Genomic DNA, 14,497 nt, shown 5'->3' on the forward strand with positions numbered 1-14,497 from the left:
GGCTTGACGCTCGCCGACCGCCCCTCCGACCGCCCGCGCAATCCCGTCGGAGGCCATGTTCCGGTGGCGGGCGGCCTCGCCCGCGTGGGGCTGGCCTGGGCGCGTGACATCGGCGCCGAGACCGTCCAGGTCTTCGTCGCCAATCCGCGCGGCTGGGCGACGCCGCCCGGCAATCCGGCGCAGGACGAACAGTTCCGTACGGAGTGCGCCGCCGAGGGGCTGTCGGCGTACATCCACGCGCCGTATCTGATCAACTTCGGCTCCCACACGGCGGAGACGGCCGAGCGGTCCGTGGACTCGCTGCGGCACAGCTTGCGCCGGGGCCGGGAGATCGGTGCCCCCGGCGTCGTCGTGCACACCGGTTCGGCGACCGGCGGGCGCTCGCGCGAGGTGGCGCTGGCGCAGGTACGGGAGCGGATGCTGCCGCTCCTGGACGAGCTGACGCACGACGACGACCCGTATCTGCTGCTGGAGTCGACGGCGGGACAGGGCTTCTCGCTCTGCTCGCTCGCCGAGGACTTCGGTCCGTACTTCGACGCGCTCGACTCGCACCCGAAGCTCGGCATCTGCCTGGACACGTGCCACATCTACGCCGCGGGCCACGATCTGGCGGCGCCCGGCGGGACGCACCGGACGCTGGACGAACTGGTGGCGACGGTGGGTCCGGGGCGGCTGCGGCTGATCCACGCCAACGATTCCAAGGACGTGTCCGGCGCCCGTAAGGACCGCCATGTGAATGTCGGCGCGGGCCATATCGGCGAGGCGCCGTTCCGGGACCTGTTCTCGCATCCGGCGACCGAGGGTGTGCCGCTGGTGATCGAGACCCCCGGCGGCAAGGAGGGGCACGCGGCGGACGTGGCGCTGCTCAAGAAGCTGCGCGAGGACACCCCCTAAGGCCGGCTACAGCTCGGGGCCGTCTCCGGGGCCTTCCTGGTAGGAGTAGCGCTGCTCGCTCCAGGGGTCGCCGATGTTGTGATAGCCGCGCTCCTCCCAGAAACCGCGGCGGTCGGCGGTCATGTATTCCACGCCCCGGACCCATTTCGGGCCCTTCCACGCATAGAGATGCGGCACGACGAGCCGCAGCGGAAATCCATGTTCGGCGGTGAGGAGTTCGCCGCCTTTGTGTGTGGCGAAGATGGACCGTTCCGATGTGAAGTCGTCGAGACGGACATTGGCGCTGTAGCCGTACTCGGCCCAGATCATGACATGGGTCACGCCGGGCGCCGGCGGAGCCAGTTCCAGGACCGTACGCGCGAGCACTCCGCCCCATTCAGCCCCGAGCATGCTGAACTTTGTGACGCAATGCAGATCGGCGACGACTGTCGAGAACGGCAGCGCCGAGAACTCCTCGTGATTCCAGCAGTGCTTGTCACCGTCGGCCGTGGCGCCGAAGACGCGGAACTCCCAGCGGTCCGGCTTGAACTTGGGCACGGGCCCGTAATGGGTGACCGGCCAGCCGCGCTGGAGCCGCTGCCCCGGTGGGAGACCGGACTGCGCCGACTCCCGCTCTTCCCGGCTTTCCGGCTGACCCATGCCTTCCATGGTGACAGACCGCGAAGGGTGGTCATGACCAGGTACGGCCCGATTCGGGCAACTGCTACTAAGTGGGGCCTTACTGGACGCTGTTCTGGCGCGGTGCGAAGATGCGCGCATCCTGGCCAGTCCCCGTGTGGAAGGAGCCTCTGCTATGCAGGGCGACCCCGAGGTCATCGAGTTCCTCAATGAGCAGTTGACCGCCGAATTGACCGCGATCAACCAGTACTTCCTGCACGCCAAAATGCAGGAGAACTTCGGTTGGACGAAGCTCGCGAAGTACACACGGGCCGAGTCGTTCGACGAAATGAAGCACGCGGAGGTCCTGACCGACCGGATTCTCTTCCTGGAGGGCCTGCCGAATTATCAGCGGCTATTCCATGTACGGGTCGGCCAGACCGTCACCGAGATGTTCAACGCCGACCGGCAGATCGAGGTCGAGGCCATCGACCGGCTGCGGCGCGGGGTCGAGGTGATGCGCGCCAAGGGGGACATCACATCGGCGAAGATCTTCGAGTCGATCCTCAAGGACGAGGAGCACCACATCGACTATCTCGACACCCAGCTGGAGCTGGTGGAGAAGCTCGGTGAGGCGTTGTACATCGCCCAGCTGATCGAGCAGCCCGACAGCTGACGGGCCTCCTCGGCGCGCACGTCTGCCGGGCGGCTCGGGGGTGTCAGGCGGCTTCCAGGCCCGCGGACGTGGCCACCGCCCGTACGACGGCCGGCTCCGCGACCGTAGTCGTAGGCATGGCATCCGCCGCCGCTGTGCCCAGCAGCTCGCGGCGCGGGCAGCCGCCACGGCCGAGGATCGACTGGATGCTGCGTACGCACGACCCGCAGTCCGTGCCGGCCTTCGAGGCCGAGGCGATCTGGCGGGGGGTGCACGCACCCGCCTCCGCGTGTTCCCGTACCTGCTTCTCGGTGATGCCGAAGCACGAGCAGACGTACACGCGGTTCACCTCCCGGCGGGATCGTTGGCTGGCGCCGCCCCGTTTCGCACGGTGAGGCAAACCTAACCTTACCCGCCCTTCGGTGCACACGACAGCCCCCGTACGAGGGTGGGGCGCGGATCACATCGCGATCCGCGCCCCACCGTGCGTACTGCTCCGCGTCCCTACTGCGCCCGGTACATCTCCGCCACGAGGAAGGCCAGATCGAGCGACTGGCTGCGGTTGAGCCGGGGGTCGCAGGCCGTCTCGTACCGCTGGTGCAGGTCGTCGACGAAGATCTCGTCGCCGCCGCCCACGCACTCCGTGACGTCCTCACCGGTCAGCTCGACATGGATGCCGCCCGGGTGCGTCCCGAGGGCCTTGTGGACCTCGAAGAAGCCCTTGACCTCGTCGAGGACGTCGTCGAACCGGCGGGTCTTGTGGCCGGACGCCGCCTCGAAGGTGTTGCCGTGCATCGGGTCGGTCACCCATGCCACGGTCGCGCCGGACGCGGTGACCTTCTCGACCAGCTCGGGGAGCTTGTCCCTGACCTTGTCGGCGCCCATGCGGACGATGAAGGTCAGCCGGCCGGGCTCGCGTTCGGGGTCGAGCCGGTCGATGTAGGTCAGCGCGTCGTCGACGGTCGTCGTCGGGCCGAGCTTGATGCCGATCGGGTTGGCGATCTTCGAGGCGAACTCGATGTGCGCGCCGTCCAGTTGACGGGTGCGCTCGCCGATCCAGACCATGTGCCCGGAGACGTCGTACAGCTTGCCGCTGCGCGAGTCGACGCGGGTGAGCGCCGACTCGTAGTCGAGGAGCAGCGCCTCGTGCGAGGAGAAGAACTCGACCGTACGGAACTCCGCCGGGTCGGTGCCCGCCGCCTTCATGAAGTTCAGCGCGTTGTCGATCTCGCGGGCGAGCCGCTCGTAACGCTGCCCGGACGGGGAGGACTTCACGAAGTCCTGGTTCCAGGCGTGCACCTGGCGCAGGTCCGCGTAACCGCCGGTGGTGAAGGCACGCACCAGGTTGAGCGTCGCGGCGGACGCGTGGTACATCCGCTTCAGCCGCTCCGGGTCCGGGGTCCTGGCCTCCTCGGTGAAGGCGAAGCCGTTGACGGAGTCGCCGCGGTAGGTGGGCAGCGTCACACCGTCGCGCGTCTCGGTGGGCTTGGAGCGCGGCTTCGAGTACTGACCGGCGATCCTGCCCACCTTCACCACCGGCACCGACGCCGCGTAGGTGAGGACCGCGCCCATCTGGAGCAGGGTCTTGAGCTTGCTGCGGATCTGTTCGGCGGACACGCCGTCGAAGGCCTCGGCGCAGTCGCCGCCCTGAAGCAGGAACGCCTCGCCCCTGGCGACGGCCCCCATCCGGGCGCGCATCTGGTCGCACTCACCCGCGAAGACGAGCGGCGGATAGCTTTCGAGCTCCGCGACGGCAGCGCGCAGGGCCTCGGCATCGGGATACTCGGGCTGCTGCGCCGCGGGGAGGTCTCGCCAGGTCGCCTGCACGGCGGGTGCTCGGGTGTCAGCGTTCACGGTCACACCGACAACATTACGGGGTCCCGGGTGCCGTCCACGCAGTCTCTCAATGGTTGAGACGGCTGTCCGGGGTCGTTTCACGGGCCGCCGGTGTCGGTTATGCTCCGCGACATGTTCGCGCAGCTGAACCAGGCTTGGTGGTGGACCGCACATCCGGCGGTCCACTGATTCACGCGCGCGACACCGAATCGAAAGGCCGCCCGAGGGGCGGCCTTCCGTGTTTCCCGGCCAGTTCGGCCGGTGCGGACCGGACACCGGGGCCGTTCCTCCTCTCCGGAAGGAACGAAACCCCATGCGGAACTCAGACACCGGCAGTCTCCTGGCGAGACTCCTCGCCGACGACTGCCCGCCGTTCGCCCTGCTGCGCCGCCGGACGCCGGGGCGGGACCACGACACCGTGGAACTGCTGATCGGCGGTGTACGCGAGGTGGCGCGGCTGGCCGACATCCCGGCCGGCGACGAGCGGCCCTCGCTCACGCTGGTGCCGTTCCGGCAGATCCGGGAGCGCGGCTTCGAGGCACACGACGACGGCACGCCGCTGTCGGTGCTGGTCGCCGACGAGTCGTACGAGCTGCCGCTCGCCGACGTCCTCGCGAGGCTCCCCGCGCACCGGGTCCACGTCGAGGACGGTGCCTTCGACATCGACGACGCGGCGTACGCGGACATCGTCGGGCGTGTCGTCGAGGACGAGATCGGTCGCGGCGAGGGCGCCAACTTCGTCATCCGGCGCACCTTCGAGGGCCGGATCCCCGGCTTCGGGCGGGCCGACGCGCTGGCGCTGTTCCGGCGGCTGCTGGCCGGCGAGCGGGGCGCGTACTGGACGTACGTGGTGCACACCGGCGCGCGGGCGCTGGTGGGGGCGAGCCCGGAGGTGCATGTGCGGATGAGCGGCGGGACCGTCGTGATGAATCCCATCAGCGGCACCTTCCGCTATCCGCCCGGGGGGCCGACGACCGAGGGGCTGCTCGCGTTCCTCGGCGACCGCAAGGAGACCGACGAGCTGTCGATGGTCGTCGACGAGGAACTGAAGATGATGTGCACCGTCGGGGACATGGGCGGGGTGGTCGTCGGTCCCCGGCTCAAGGAGATGGCCCATCTCGCGCACACGGAGTACGAGTTGCGTGGCCGCAGCTCGCTCGACGTACGCGACGTGCTGCGCGAGACGATGTTCGCGGCGACGGTCACGGGATCGCCGGTGCAGAACGCCTGCCGGGTCATCGCGCGGTACGAGCCGCCGGGGCGCGGCGGTGTCGGGCGCGGCTACTACGCGGGCGCGCTGGCGCTCGTCGGACGGGACGCGGGCGGGGCGGAGACCCTCGACTCGCCCATCCTGATCCGGACGGCCGACATCGACGCCGACGGCGGGCTCCGGGTGCCGGTCGGGGCGACGCTCGTACGGCACTCGGACCCGGCGGGCGAGGTCGCCGAGACCCACGCGAAGGCGGCGGGGGTACTGGCGGCGCTGGGCGTGCGTCCGGGGCCGCCGCGCGACGCCTCCGTACGGAAGGCGCTCGCCGACGACCCGCGGGTCCGGGCCGCGCTGGACTCGCGGCGCGCCCATCTGGCGCCGTTCTGGCTGAGGATGCAGGAGCGGTCGGCGGCGCTGACGGGGCACGCGCTGGTCATCGACAGCGAGGACACGTTCACGGCGATGCTCGCGCATCTGCTGCGCTCCGCGGGTCTGACGGTGACCGTACGGCGGTACGACGAACCGGGCTTCGGTAAGGAGGCCGTGCTGGCGCACCGGGGGCTCGTGGTGCTCGGCCCCGGTCCCGGCGACCCGTCGGACACGACGGACCCCCGCATGCGCACGCTGCGCGCGCTGACCCGCGTACTGCTGCGTGAGCACCGGGACGGCCTGCTGGGCGTGTGCCTCGGCAACGAGCTGATCGCGGCGGAACTGGGCCTGCGCACCGCGCGCAAGCGGGTGCCGTACCAAGGGGCGCAGACCCGGATCGACCTCTTCGGCAGGACGGAGACGGTCGGCTTCTACAACAGCTTCACCGCCCGCTGCGACGACGCGCGGGCGGCGGAGCTGGCGGCACGGGGCATCGAGGTGAGCCGGGACGACGCGGACGAGGTCCACGCGCTGCGGGGCCCCGGCTTCGCCGGGGTGCAGTTCCACCCGGAGTCGGTCCTGACGCTGCGGGGCCCGGAGATCGTCGCGGGCCTCGTCACGGAGGCGATGCGCTTCCAGGTGCCGGAGGGCACGCCGGGGACGTAGCCGGGGGACCAGGTCCTGTCTTCGAACTGGCGTCGTCCGCCCGAAGGGCGGGGCTCACGGCGGCTGGTGCGTGCGATGGCACGGCGGAGGACCGGCCTCGTACGGGCGTACTCGGACGCCTTCGAGCACGCTGCCAACGCGGTGAGGGCGCGTGCCAGGCGCCGTGAGCCAGACGCCAGTTCGAAGAGAGGGCCCAGGGGCGCCGGGCGGCCGTCGGGGCGGGCCGCCCGGCGCTTCGTGAGCAGTGGTCAGCGGTCAGGAATCGGTGGGCAGCGGTCAGCGGTCAGCGGTCAGCCGAAGAAGACGCCGACCTCCTCGTACAGCTCCGGCTGGACGGTCTTGAGTTCCGCTATCGCGTCCGCGATCGGGACCCGCACGACGTCCGTGCCGCGCAGGGCCACCATCTTGCCGAAGTCGCCGTCCCGCACGGTCTCGATCGCGTGCAGCCCGAAACGGGTGGCAAGCCAGCGGTCGAAGGCGCTCGGCGTGCCGCCGCGCTGCACATGGCCCAGGACCGTCGTGCGCGCCTCCTTGCCGGTGCGCTTCTCGATCTCCTTCGCCAGCCATTCGCCGACGCCCGACAGCCGGACATGGCCGAAGGAGTCCAGGGTGCCGTCCTTGAGGATCACCTCGCCGTCCTTGGGCATCGCTCCCTCGGCGATGACCACGATCGGCGCGTACGAGGCCTTGAAACGCGACGTCACCCAGGCGCAGACCTGGTCGACGTCGAAGCGCTGCTCCGGGATGAGGATGACGTTCGCGCCGCCCGCGAGGCCCGAGTGCAGGGCGATCCAGCCCGCGTGCCGCCCCATCACCTCGCAGACGAGGACGCGCATGTGCGACTCGGCGGTGGTGTGGAGGCGGTCGATGGCCTCGGTCGCGATGCCGACCGCCGTGTCGAATCCGAAGGTGTAGTCGGTCGCCGAGAGGTCGTTGTCAATGGTCTTGGGCACGCCCACACAGGGCACGCCGTGCACGTCGGAGAGCTGGGCCGCCACGCCCAGGGTGTCCTCGCCGCCGATCACGATGAGCGCTTCGACCTCGCTGCTCGCGAGGTTCTCCTTGATCCGGCGGATGCCGTCGGCCGCCTTGAGCGGATTGGTGCGTGAGGATCCGAGGATGGTGCCGCCACGGGGCAGGATGCCGCGCACGGTGGGGATGTCGAGCGGTACGGTGTCGCCTTCCAGCGGTCCGCGCCAGCCGTCCCGGAAGCCGGTGAACTCGTACCCGTACTCCTGGACACCTTTGCGCACGATGCCTCGAATGACCGCGTTGAGCCCTGGGCAGTCGCCGCCCCCGGTCAATACTCCGACCCGCATGGAAACACTTCCCTTCGCCGTCGGTGACGCACCTGAGCCACATCCGGGTGACACAGGTCACCCCGGCATGGTGCGCAGGGTCATTTCCGTTGCACCAGAGGGCTGCGGGAGGTGGTTGCCGGACGGCGGGGCGCCGGGCGGGCGTTCACACGTCGTCGAGGCCGCGCTCGATCGCGTATCGCACCAGTTCGACGCGGTTGTGGAGCTGGAGCTTGCCGAGGGTGTTCTGGACGTGGTTCTGCACCGTGCGGTGCGAGATGACCAGGCGCTCGGCGATCTGCTTGTACGAGAGCCCCTTGGCGACCAGGCGCAGCACCTCGGTCTCGCGCTCGGTCAGCTGCGGCACCTTCGGGTCGTCGGACGCCGCGGGCTCGGGCTCGGAGGCGAGCCTGCGGTACTCGCCGAGGACGAGGCCGGCCAGTCCGGGGGTGAAGACCGGGTCGCCGACGGCGGTGCGCCGTACGGCGTCGGTCAGTTCGGCCGTACTGGCGGACTTCAGCAGATAGCCGGTGGCCCCGGACTTCACCGCTTCCAGTACGTCGGCGTGCTCGCCGCTCGCCGAGAGCACCAAGACCCGCAGACCGGGCTGGGAGCCGACGAGCTCCTTGCAGACCTGGACGCCGGGCATGCCGGGCAGGTTGAGGTCGAGGACGAGTACGTCGGGGGTGGTGGCGGTCGCGCGGCGCACCGCCTGGGGGCCGTCACCGGCCGTCGCCACGACGTCGAACCCGGCCTCGGCCAGATCGCGGGCGACCGCGTCGCGCCACATGGGGTGGTCGTCCACGACCATCACCCGTGTCGGACCGGGCGTGCCGCCCTCGTTCTTCCGCGTCTGCTCGCTCATCGCTCCGCCTTCCCCCGTGGAACCTTCAACTCGACTTCCGTGCCCTGGCCGGGGACCGAGATCAGCTCGGCCGTGCCGCCCAGCTCCCGCAACCGCCCCCGGATCGAGAGGGCGACACCGAGGCGCCCCTCCCCCTCGGCCTGCGCCAGCCGGCCCTCCGGGATGCCGGGGCCGTCGTCCCTGACCGTCACGATCACCTCGTCCGGCGAGTCCTCGACCAGGATCCAGGACCGGGCGCCCTCACCGGCGTGCTCACGGACATTGTCCAGGGCCGCGTTCACGGCCGCGGCCAGTTCCCTGGCGGCGGCGGGCCGGAGCAGGACCGGGGCCCCCGGCTCGGCGAGCGTGACGGCGGAGCCGGAGAGCGGTGCCAGCAGCGTACGCAGATCCCACAACCCGCCCCCGTCGGAGCCGTCTTCCGCGTACTCCACGTCGTCCACCGTGCGCACCACCGCGCCCAGCGAGGCGTCCTCGGAGGCGCGGGTGGTCGGTACGAGACCGCTGGAGACCAGTGTCCGCAGGGCGACCTCCTGCTCCCCGGCCATCCGCCCCAGCTCCGACGCCTCCCCGCCGAGGGCGGTACCGCGCCGCTGCACCATCGCCAGGACCTGGAGCACGCTGTCGTGGATGTCGCGCGCCAGGCGCTCGCGTTCGCGGGTCGCCGCCTCGATCTCCAGGGCGCGCGCCAGGGTGCGTTCGGAGGCGCGTGCGACCTCCACGATGTAGCCGATCGCGATGGACGCCACCCACACCAGCAGCACGTTGTGCAGGGTGTCCCGGCTGGGGGTGCCGCGCCCGAACAGGCTGGCCACGGCGACCAGCGAGGAGGCGAAGGCCGCCCAGCGCCAGCCGCCCTTGACGGCGAAGGCGAGGACCGCGCCCGCGGTCCATATGCTCGGCAGGGTGGGGCCGTCCTGGTGCCTGGCCTGCATGTCGACGAGCGGGGTGAGCAGGACGCCGACGAGGGCGATGGTGAGGTCGACGCCGAGGAAGCCCTTGGTGCAGGAGACGGCGTTGGCCACCTTGGGCAGCGTGGCGACCGTCCAGACGACGAGGACGGCGAGATACCCGGCGGCGACCCAGGGGTGGTCGAACTTCTCGCGCCCGAAGGCGGCGATCAGGGTCGCGTAGACCATGGTCAGCAGGCGGTACGCGGTGAGCGCGCGCCACAGCGGCTGCTCGACCGACATCCGTACGACCCGTTCGCGTCCCGCCACCCGTTCTCCCCCTGCCCGCCTCACCCGCGTGCTGATCGCCGTGTCGGCCCGATCAGCCCGTGCTCCCGGCGCTTCCCGTGCTCCCCGCGCCATCGGTCTTCCCGGCCTTCTCGGCCTTCGCCTCCTCGGCGATCCTGCGCTTGGCCGCCGTCGCGTAGACGTCGACGTACTCCTGACCGGAAAGCTTCATGATCTCGTACATGACCTCGTCCGTCAGCGAACGCAGGATGAAGCGGTCACTCTCCATGCCCTGATACCGGCTGAAGTCCAGCGGCTCGCCGATCCTGATCCCCGGCCGCATCAGCTTCGGCATCACCGTCCCCGGCGGCTGGATCTTCTCCGTGTCGATCATCGCGACCGGGATCACGGGCGCGCCGGTGGCGAGCGCCACGCGCGCGAGGCCGCCGGGCTTGCCCCGGTAGAGCCGGCCGTCGGGCGACCGGGTGCCCTCGGGGTAGATGCCGAAGAGTTCGCCGCGCTCCAGGACCGCTATGCCGCTCTTGATGGCCGCCTCACCCGCGCCGCGCACGCCGGAGCGGTCGACCGGCAGCTGGCCGACGCCCTTGAAGAACGCGGCCGTGAGCCGCCCCTTCACACCCGGCGAGGTGAAGTACTCCGCCTTGGCGATGAAGGTGACCTTCCGGGTCAGGACCGCGGGGAGGAAGAACGAGTCCGAGAACGAGAGGTGGTTGCTCGCGAGGATCGCCGGCCCCTCCTCGGGAATGTTCTCGATGCCCTCCACCCAGGGCCGGAAGGCAAGTTTGAGCGACCCTCCGATGGAGAACTTCATCGCGCCGTAGATCAACTCGGGTGCCTCCTGTGTGCTGTCGACCGACCTTAACCCGCGGGGGGCGCGCGGGTTCCGTCCCGGGCCGCCGACGGCTCTGGTCGGTGTCGGTCCGGTCGCGTACGGTGAAGTACCACTCCCACACGCATCACTCCCACACTCACGAAGACTCATGAACAGGAGACCCTGTGCCGGTCCTTCCTGGAGCCGAGCCGTACCGCCACGAGGGCGGAGATGTCGGCGTCCTCCTCTGCCACGGATTCACCGGTTCCCCGCAGTCGCTGCGCCCCTGGGCCGAGTATCTGGCCGCCCGGGACCTCACCGTGTCGCTGCCGCTGCTCCCCGGGCACGGCACACGCTGGGAGGACATGCAGATCACCGGCTGGCAGGACTGGTACGCGGAGGTGGACCGGGCGCTGCGGGAGCTCGGCGAGCGGTGCGGGAAGGTCTTCGTCTTCGGTCTCTCCATGGGCGGGACGCTGGCGCTGCGGCTCGCCGCCAAGCACGGGCACGCGGTCAGCGGCGTCGCCGTCGTCAACCCCGGGAACAAGGTGCACGGCCTTTCGGCGTACGCCCTGCCCCTCGCCAGGCACCTCGTCCGGACGACGAACGGCCTGCGCAGCGACATCGCGCTGGCGGGCGGCGAGGAGGTCGGATACGACCGGGTCCCGCTGCACGCCGCGCACTCGCTGCGGAATTTCTTCCGGCTGGTGGACGGGGAGCTGCCCCAGGTCACCCAGCCGCTGCTGCTGATGCGCAGCCCGCAGGACCATGTCGTGCCCCCGGCCGACTCGGCGAGGATCCTCGGCAGGGTCTCCTCGACCGACATCCGGGAGGTCGTCCTGGAACAGAGCTACCACGTGGCGACGTTGGACCACGATGCGGAGCGGATTTTCGAGGAGAGTCACGCGTTCATCGGCCGACTCGCTCCGAACGTCGGGAAGAAGGGGAGCACAACCGGTGGCTGAGCATGACGCGGACCGTGAGCCGCAGCCGATCGACGAGGACGCCGCCTGGGCGGCGATCGTCGCGGGTTACGGGGAGGAGCCGGCCGATCCGCCGGGCGCCAAGCCCTTCAAGTCGGTCGAGGATCTGGCGCTCCTGGAGAGCGACCGGAACAGTTCCGAGCCCGCGCCGCCCAAGGACAAGGGGTCCGGGACGACGAAGGCGGACCTCGGGCCGGTGAACCGGTCGGAGACCGTGCCGGACACCAAGCCGGGGACCTCCGCGAACACCGCCGGTGCCGACGCCGATTCCGCCGTGAAGCCGCCGCCCGAGCCCGCGCGGGAGCCGGACGCCAAGCCCGACAAGCCGTCGCTCGGCGGCTCGATCGTCTTCGCGCCCGGTGTGGGCGGCGGGGGGCCGCGTGACTACTCGGTGGCCGAGCCGAAGGACGACGACCTCGACGACAGCGACGAGGGCCATTTCGTACCGCCCGAGCCGCCGCCGCTGCCGGAGGCCGACGTCACCGCCAAGTTCGCGTGGCTCGCGGTGATCGGCGGTCCGGTGCTGATGCTCCTCGCCGTGCTGTTCGGGTGGGAGATGACCTGGTGGCTGACGACGGTGTGTATCGGCGGCTTCCTGGGCGGTTTCGTCACGCTGGTGGCACGGATGCAGCACGACGACGACGAGGAGGACGACCCGGGCCGGGGCGCGGTGGTCTGACGCCGCGCCCGTCCTGGGCCGAGCCGGTCTTGACGGGTGTTCAGGCCCGTTGCCCCGGGCGGGAGTTCAGGACGCCGGTACGCGCAGGGCGGCCAGCACCGGAAGGTGGTCCGTGGCCGCCCGCAGGTCGCTCTCCTCGACGCCCGGCAGACCCGACGGCACACCGCAGCCCAGGACTTCGACGCCCCCGGTCGTGAAGATCGCGTCGATGCGCTGGTGCGGATCGGCGGGCGTGGAGGTGTACTCGCTCCCCCACGGCTTGACGGCCCAGGCGTCCTGAAGCTCCCCGGCGATCCGCCGGAACGCACGCCCCTGCGGCCGGTCGTTGATGTCGCCGGCCACGATCGTGTGCGGTACGTCCATGGTCCGTACCCGGTCGAGCAGCATGCCCGCCTGGGCGAGCCGTTCGTCGCCCCGCAGGCTGAGATGGCAGCTGAGCACCCCGATGCGGGCGCCCCCGATCCGTACAACGGCCGTGGCGAAGCCGCGCCGGTGCTGGCCGGGGGTGAGGGGCAGCAGTACGTCCTCCGTACGCTCCACGGTCGCGCGCAGCGAGCACAGCAGCAGCGGGCCCGCCGCCGTACCGCCGCCGCTGAGGACGACGAGATCGGTCCGGGCGGCCAGCCACGCGGCGCGCTTGCGCCAGCGGAAGAAGCGCGGCGCCTCCTGGACGAAGACCAGATCGGGCTCGCAGGCGCTGATCACCCGGGCCAGCGCGTCGCAATCGTCGCGCATGGAGCGGACGTTGTAGGTGAGCACCCGGATCACGGCCGAACCGTCGGGCTCGGTACGGGAGTCGGGCAGCGAGATCGTGGGGACGGGTCCACCCTGTCCACTTACCGGAACTGTCACCGGTCCACGATAGGCCAACGCCCGCCGCACCCCCGGGGGGCACGGCGGGCGTGATCGTCCGGAAAGGAGCGAGCGGCTCAGCCCTGGCGGGCCAGGTCCGCGGCGCCCACCAGCCCGGCCTTGCCGCCCAGTTGGGCGGCGAGGACCTGCGCGTGCGGTCGCCATTCGCCGCCGATCAGCCAGCGGCGGAAGGACTTTCGGATCGGGTCGAGGACCAGTTCGCCCTCGTCCGACACACCGCCGCCGACGATGAACGCCGACGGGTCGAAGAGCGAGGCCAGGTCGGCCAGGCCCGCGCCGGCCCAACGGGCCAGCTCCCGGAAGGAGTCGACGGCCACCGGGTCGCCCTCGCGGGCGGCGGCGCTGACGTGCTTGCCCTCGATGCCTTCGGGTGTGCCGTCGCCGAGACGCAGCAGGATCTCCGCGTTCTCGGGGGTGGCGTTGGCGCGTTGTCTCGCGTATCTGACGAGGGCGCGCCCCGACGCGTACTGCTCCCAGCAGCCCTGACTGCCGCAGCCGCACAGCAACCCGTCGGGTACGACCCGGATATGGCCGAATTCCGCCGCTACGCCGAAGCGTCCCCGGCGCAGTTTGTTGCCGATGATGATGCCGCCGCCGAGGCCGGTGCCGAGCGTGATGCAGATGACGTCGTCGTGGCCCTGTCCGGCCCCGAACTTGTACTCGCCCCAGGCCGCCGCGTTCGCGTCGTTCTCCACGACGACCTGCATCCCGACCCGCTGCTCGACCTTGTCCTTGAGCGGTTCGTGACGCCAGTTGATGTTCGGCGCGAACAGGACGGTGGCGCGCTTGTCGTCGACGTAGCCGGCGGCGCCGATGCCGACGGCCTCGATGTCATGTCCCTTGCCGGCGCCGGACACCGCCGCGCAGATCGCGTCGACGATGCCTTCGGCGGTCGAAGGGGTGGGCACCTGGTACGTATCGAGAATCGCGCCTTCTTCATCGACCACGCCCGCCGCGATCTTCGTGCCGCCGATGTCGACGCCGATGGTGAGTCCCATGTGTCCCTCAGTTTTCGGTCGAGCCCCGCTGCGCCCAACCGTACCCGAGGGCAGGCTCTCCCTGGTCAGTCCAGGTCGATGTGCGTACCGGGGGTGGGGCCCTCATCGCGGGGATCCGAGGGGTCGTTGGCCTTCTCGTCCGGCTTCTTCAGACTGATGTCCGGTGCCTCGGACGGTCCCTGGGTCCAGCGGCGTTCGTCGCCCTCGACGGCGGAGCGGTAGGCCGCGAGCAGTTCGTTTCCGGCCGCCGCGAGGTGGTCGAAGAGGTCGGGGTTACGGTCGATGACCGGCTCGACGGCGGACTTGGCCTGATTGATGAACTGCTGGACGGCGCCCTGGGCGGCCATCCCGAGCAGCGGGCTCTGGAACGAGGACACCTTGTCGGCGACGGCGTCGACGAACCGGCGCAGTTCCTCGGAGGCCGAGCCGGGCGGCGGCCCGTGGACAGCACGGCGACGCGCCTTCTCGGCGGCCAGGTCCTCGGCGCAGGCCGTGGCCCAGGCGTCCGGGTCGGCGGCGGGACGCTCGATGGCATCACTCATGGGTTACTCCCCGCATCGGGCAAGG

At 70.7% G+C, this 14,497-nt stretch carries 16 protein-coding genes; 6 read left to right on the forward strand and 10 right to left on the reverse strand.

Annotation, left to right across the window (positions count from 1 at the left end):
- Nucleotides 1-3 precede the first annotated feature (3 nt).
- Entirely contained in the window at nucleotides 4-894 is an 891-nt protein-coding gene (locus tag BHU15_RS10590) for a deoxyribonuclease IV (RefSeq protein ID WP_069626963.1), read from the forward strand.
- Nucleotides 895-900: 6 nt separating this feature from the next.
- On the opposite strand, the gene BHU15_RS10595 is transcribed toward BHU15_RS10590, so the two are convergent.
- Nucleotides 901-1,533, reverse strand: coding sequence for a sulfite oxidase-like oxidoreductase (locus BHU15_RS10595; RefSeq protein WP_069626964.1), 633 nt, complete (start codon nucleotides 1,531-1,533; stop codon nucleotides 901-903).
- Between the two features lie 154 nt (nucleotides 1,534-1,687).
- On the opposite strand from BHU15_RS10595, the gene bfr reads away from it, so the two are divergent.
- On the forward strand, nucleotides 1,688-2,167 hold the full coding sequence (gene bfr / locus BHU15_RS10600; RefSeq protein ID WP_023542338.1) for a bacterioferritin: 480 nt from the start codon (nucleotides 1,688-1,690) through the stop codon (nucleotides 2,165-2,167).
- Between the two features lie 43 nt (nucleotides 2,168-2,210).
- Here the strand turns inward: bfr and BHU15_RS10605 are convergent, their stop codons facing one another.
- The gene (locus BHU15_RS10605; protein WP_079128059.1) at nucleotides 2,211-2,495 is read right to left on the reverse strand and encodes a (2Fe-2S)-binding protein; all 285 of its coding nucleotides are present in this window, start codon (nucleotides 2,493-2,495) and stop codon (nucleotides 2,211-2,213) included.
- 155 nt (nucleotides 2,496-2,650) lie between these two features.
- Nucleotides 2,651-4,006 (reverse strand): class II 3-deoxy-7-phosphoheptulonate synthase, encoded by a 1,356-nt coding sequence (locus BHU15_RS10610; RefSeq protein WP_069626965.1) that lies wholly within the window; start codon nucleotides 4,004-4,006, stop codon nucleotides 2,651-2,653.
- Nucleotides 4,007-4,114: 108 nt separating this feature from the next.
- Between BHU15_RS10610 and BHU15_RS42120 the strand changes: the two genes are divergently transcribed.
- Nucleotides 4,115-4,171 carry a trp operon leader peptide gene (locus BHU15_RS42120; protein WP_364612006.1) on the forward strand — a complete coding sequence of 19 codons (57 nt, stop codon included), beginning with the start codon at nucleotides 4,115-4,117 and terminating at the stop codon, nucleotides 4,169-4,171.
- Between the two features lie 124 nt (nucleotides 4,172-4,295).
- Entirely contained in the window at nucleotides 4,296-6,227 is a 1,932-nt protein-coding gene (locus BHU15_RS10615) for an anthranilate synthase family protein (protein WP_069626966.1), read from the forward strand.
- Nucleotides 6,228-6,517: 290 nt separating this feature from the next.
- On the opposite strand, the gene BHU15_RS10620 is transcribed toward BHU15_RS10615, so the two are convergent.
- The 4 genes from BHU15_RS10620 to BHU15_RS10635 form a co-directional block, all read right to left on the reverse strand.
- Entirely contained in the window at nucleotides 6,518-7,546 is a 1,029-nt protein-coding gene (locus tag BHU15_RS10620; protein WP_069626967.1) for a 6-phosphofructokinase, read from the reverse strand.
- Nucleotides 7,547-7,691: 145 nt separating this feature from the next.
- Nucleotides 7,692-8,390 (reverse strand): response regulator, encoded by a 699-nt coding sequence (locus BHU15_RS10625; RefSeq protein WP_069626968.1) that lies wholly within the window; start codon nucleotides 8,388-8,390, stop codon nucleotides 7,692-7,694.
- Nucleotides 8,387-9,607 carry a MacS family sensor histidine kinase gene (gene macS, locus BHU15_RS10630; protein ID WP_069626969.1) on the reverse strand — a complete coding sequence of 407 codons (1,221 nt, stop codon included), beginning with the start codon at nucleotides 9,605-9,607 and terminating at the stop codon, nucleotides 8,387-8,389. Before macS ends, BHU15_RS10625 begins: the two co-directional genes overlap by 4 nt.
- Nucleotides 9,608-9,659: 52 nt before the next feature.
- Nucleotides 9,660-10,412, reverse strand: a complete 753-nt coding sequence (locus BHU15_RS10635) for a lysophospholipid acyltransferase family protein (protein WP_069626970.1) — start codon at nucleotides 10,410-10,412, stop codon at nucleotides 9,660-9,662.
- 170 nt (nucleotides 10,413-10,582) lie between these two features.
- Between BHU15_RS10635 and BHU15_RS10640 the strand changes: the two genes are divergently transcribed.
- Together BHU15_RS10640 and BHU15_RS10645 are read left to right on the forward strand one after the other, a co-directional pair.
- Nucleotides 10,583-11,362 (forward strand): alpha/beta hydrolase, encoded by a 780-nt coding sequence (locus tag BHU15_RS10640; RefSeq protein ID WP_069626971.1) that lies wholly within the window; start codon nucleotides 10,583-10,585, stop codon nucleotides 11,360-11,362.
- A complete protein-coding gene (locus tag BHU15_RS10645) occupies nucleotides 11,274-12,059 on the forward strand; it encodes a hypothetical protein (RefSeq protein WP_435897021.1) in 786 nt (261 codons plus the stop codon). The genes BHU15_RS10640 and BHU15_RS10645 overlap by 89 nt, the downstream gene beginning before the upstream one ends.
- Nucleotides 12,060-12,125: 66 nt before the next feature.
- Here BHU15_RS10645 and BHU15_RS10650 read toward each other — a convergent pair whose 3' ends face one another.
- The 3 genes from BHU15_RS10650 to BHU15_RS10660 form a co-directional block, all read right to left on the reverse strand.
- Entirely contained in the window at nucleotides 12,126-12,911 is a 786-nt protein-coding gene (locus BHU15_RS10650; RefSeq protein WP_247748789.1) for an endonuclease/exonuclease/phosphatase family protein, read from the reverse strand.
- Between the two features lie 77 nt (nucleotides 12,912-12,988).
- A complete protein-coding gene (locus BHU15_RS10655) occupies nucleotides 12,989-13,930 on the reverse strand; it encodes an ROK family glucokinase (RefSeq protein ID WP_023542327.1) in 942 nt (313 codons plus the stop codon).
- Between the two features lie 65 nt (nucleotides 13,931-13,995).
- Nucleotides 13,996-14,472, reverse strand: coding sequence for a DUF5304 domain-containing protein (locus tag BHU15_RS10660; protein WP_023542326.1), 477 nt, complete (start codon nucleotides 14,470-14,472; stop codon nucleotides 13,996-13,998).
- Nucleotides 14,473-14,497: the final 25 nt, after the last annotated feature.

This window comes from Streptomyces niveus, from assembly GCF_001723055.1.
Lineage (GTDB): Bacteria > Actinomycetota > Actinomycetes > Streptomycetales > Streptomycetaceae > Streptomyces > Streptomyces niveus.

Bases quoted from the DNA above. Each gene is read 5' to 3' on its own strand.
- bfr (WP_023542338.1), top strand. From the start codon at position 1,688: ATGCAGGGCGACCCCGAGGTCATCGAGTTCCTCAATGAGCAGTTGACC.
- BHU15_RS10655 (WP_023542327.1), bottom strand. From the start codon at position 13,930: ATGGGACTCACCATCGGCGTCGACATCGGCGGCACGAAGATCGCGGCG.
- BHU15_RS10660 (WP_023542326.1), bottom strand. From the start codon at position 14,472: ATGAGTGATGCCATCGAGCGTCCCGCCGCCGACCCGGACGCCTGGGCC.
- BHU15_RS10625 (WP_069626968.1), bottom strand. From the start codon at position 8,390: ATGAGCGAGCAGACGCGGAAGAACGAGGGCGGCACGCCCGGTCCGACA.
- BHU15_RS10645 (WP_435897021.1), top strand. From the start codon at position 11,274: ATGCGGAGCGGATTTTCGAGGAGAGTCACGCGTTCATCGGCCGACTCG.
- BHU15_RS10595 (WP_069626964.1), bottom strand. From the start codon at position 1,533: ATGGGTCAGCCGGAAAGCCGGGAAGAGCGGGAGTCGGCGCAGTCCGGT.
- BHU15_RS10620 (WP_069626967.1), bottom strand. From the start codon at position 7,546: ATGCGGGTCGGAGTATTGACCGGGGGCGGCGACTGCCCAGGGCTCAAC.
- BHU15_RS10615 (WP_069626966.1), top strand. From the start codon at position 4,296: ATGCGGAACTCAGACACCGGCAGTCTCCTGGCGAGACTCCTCGCCGAC.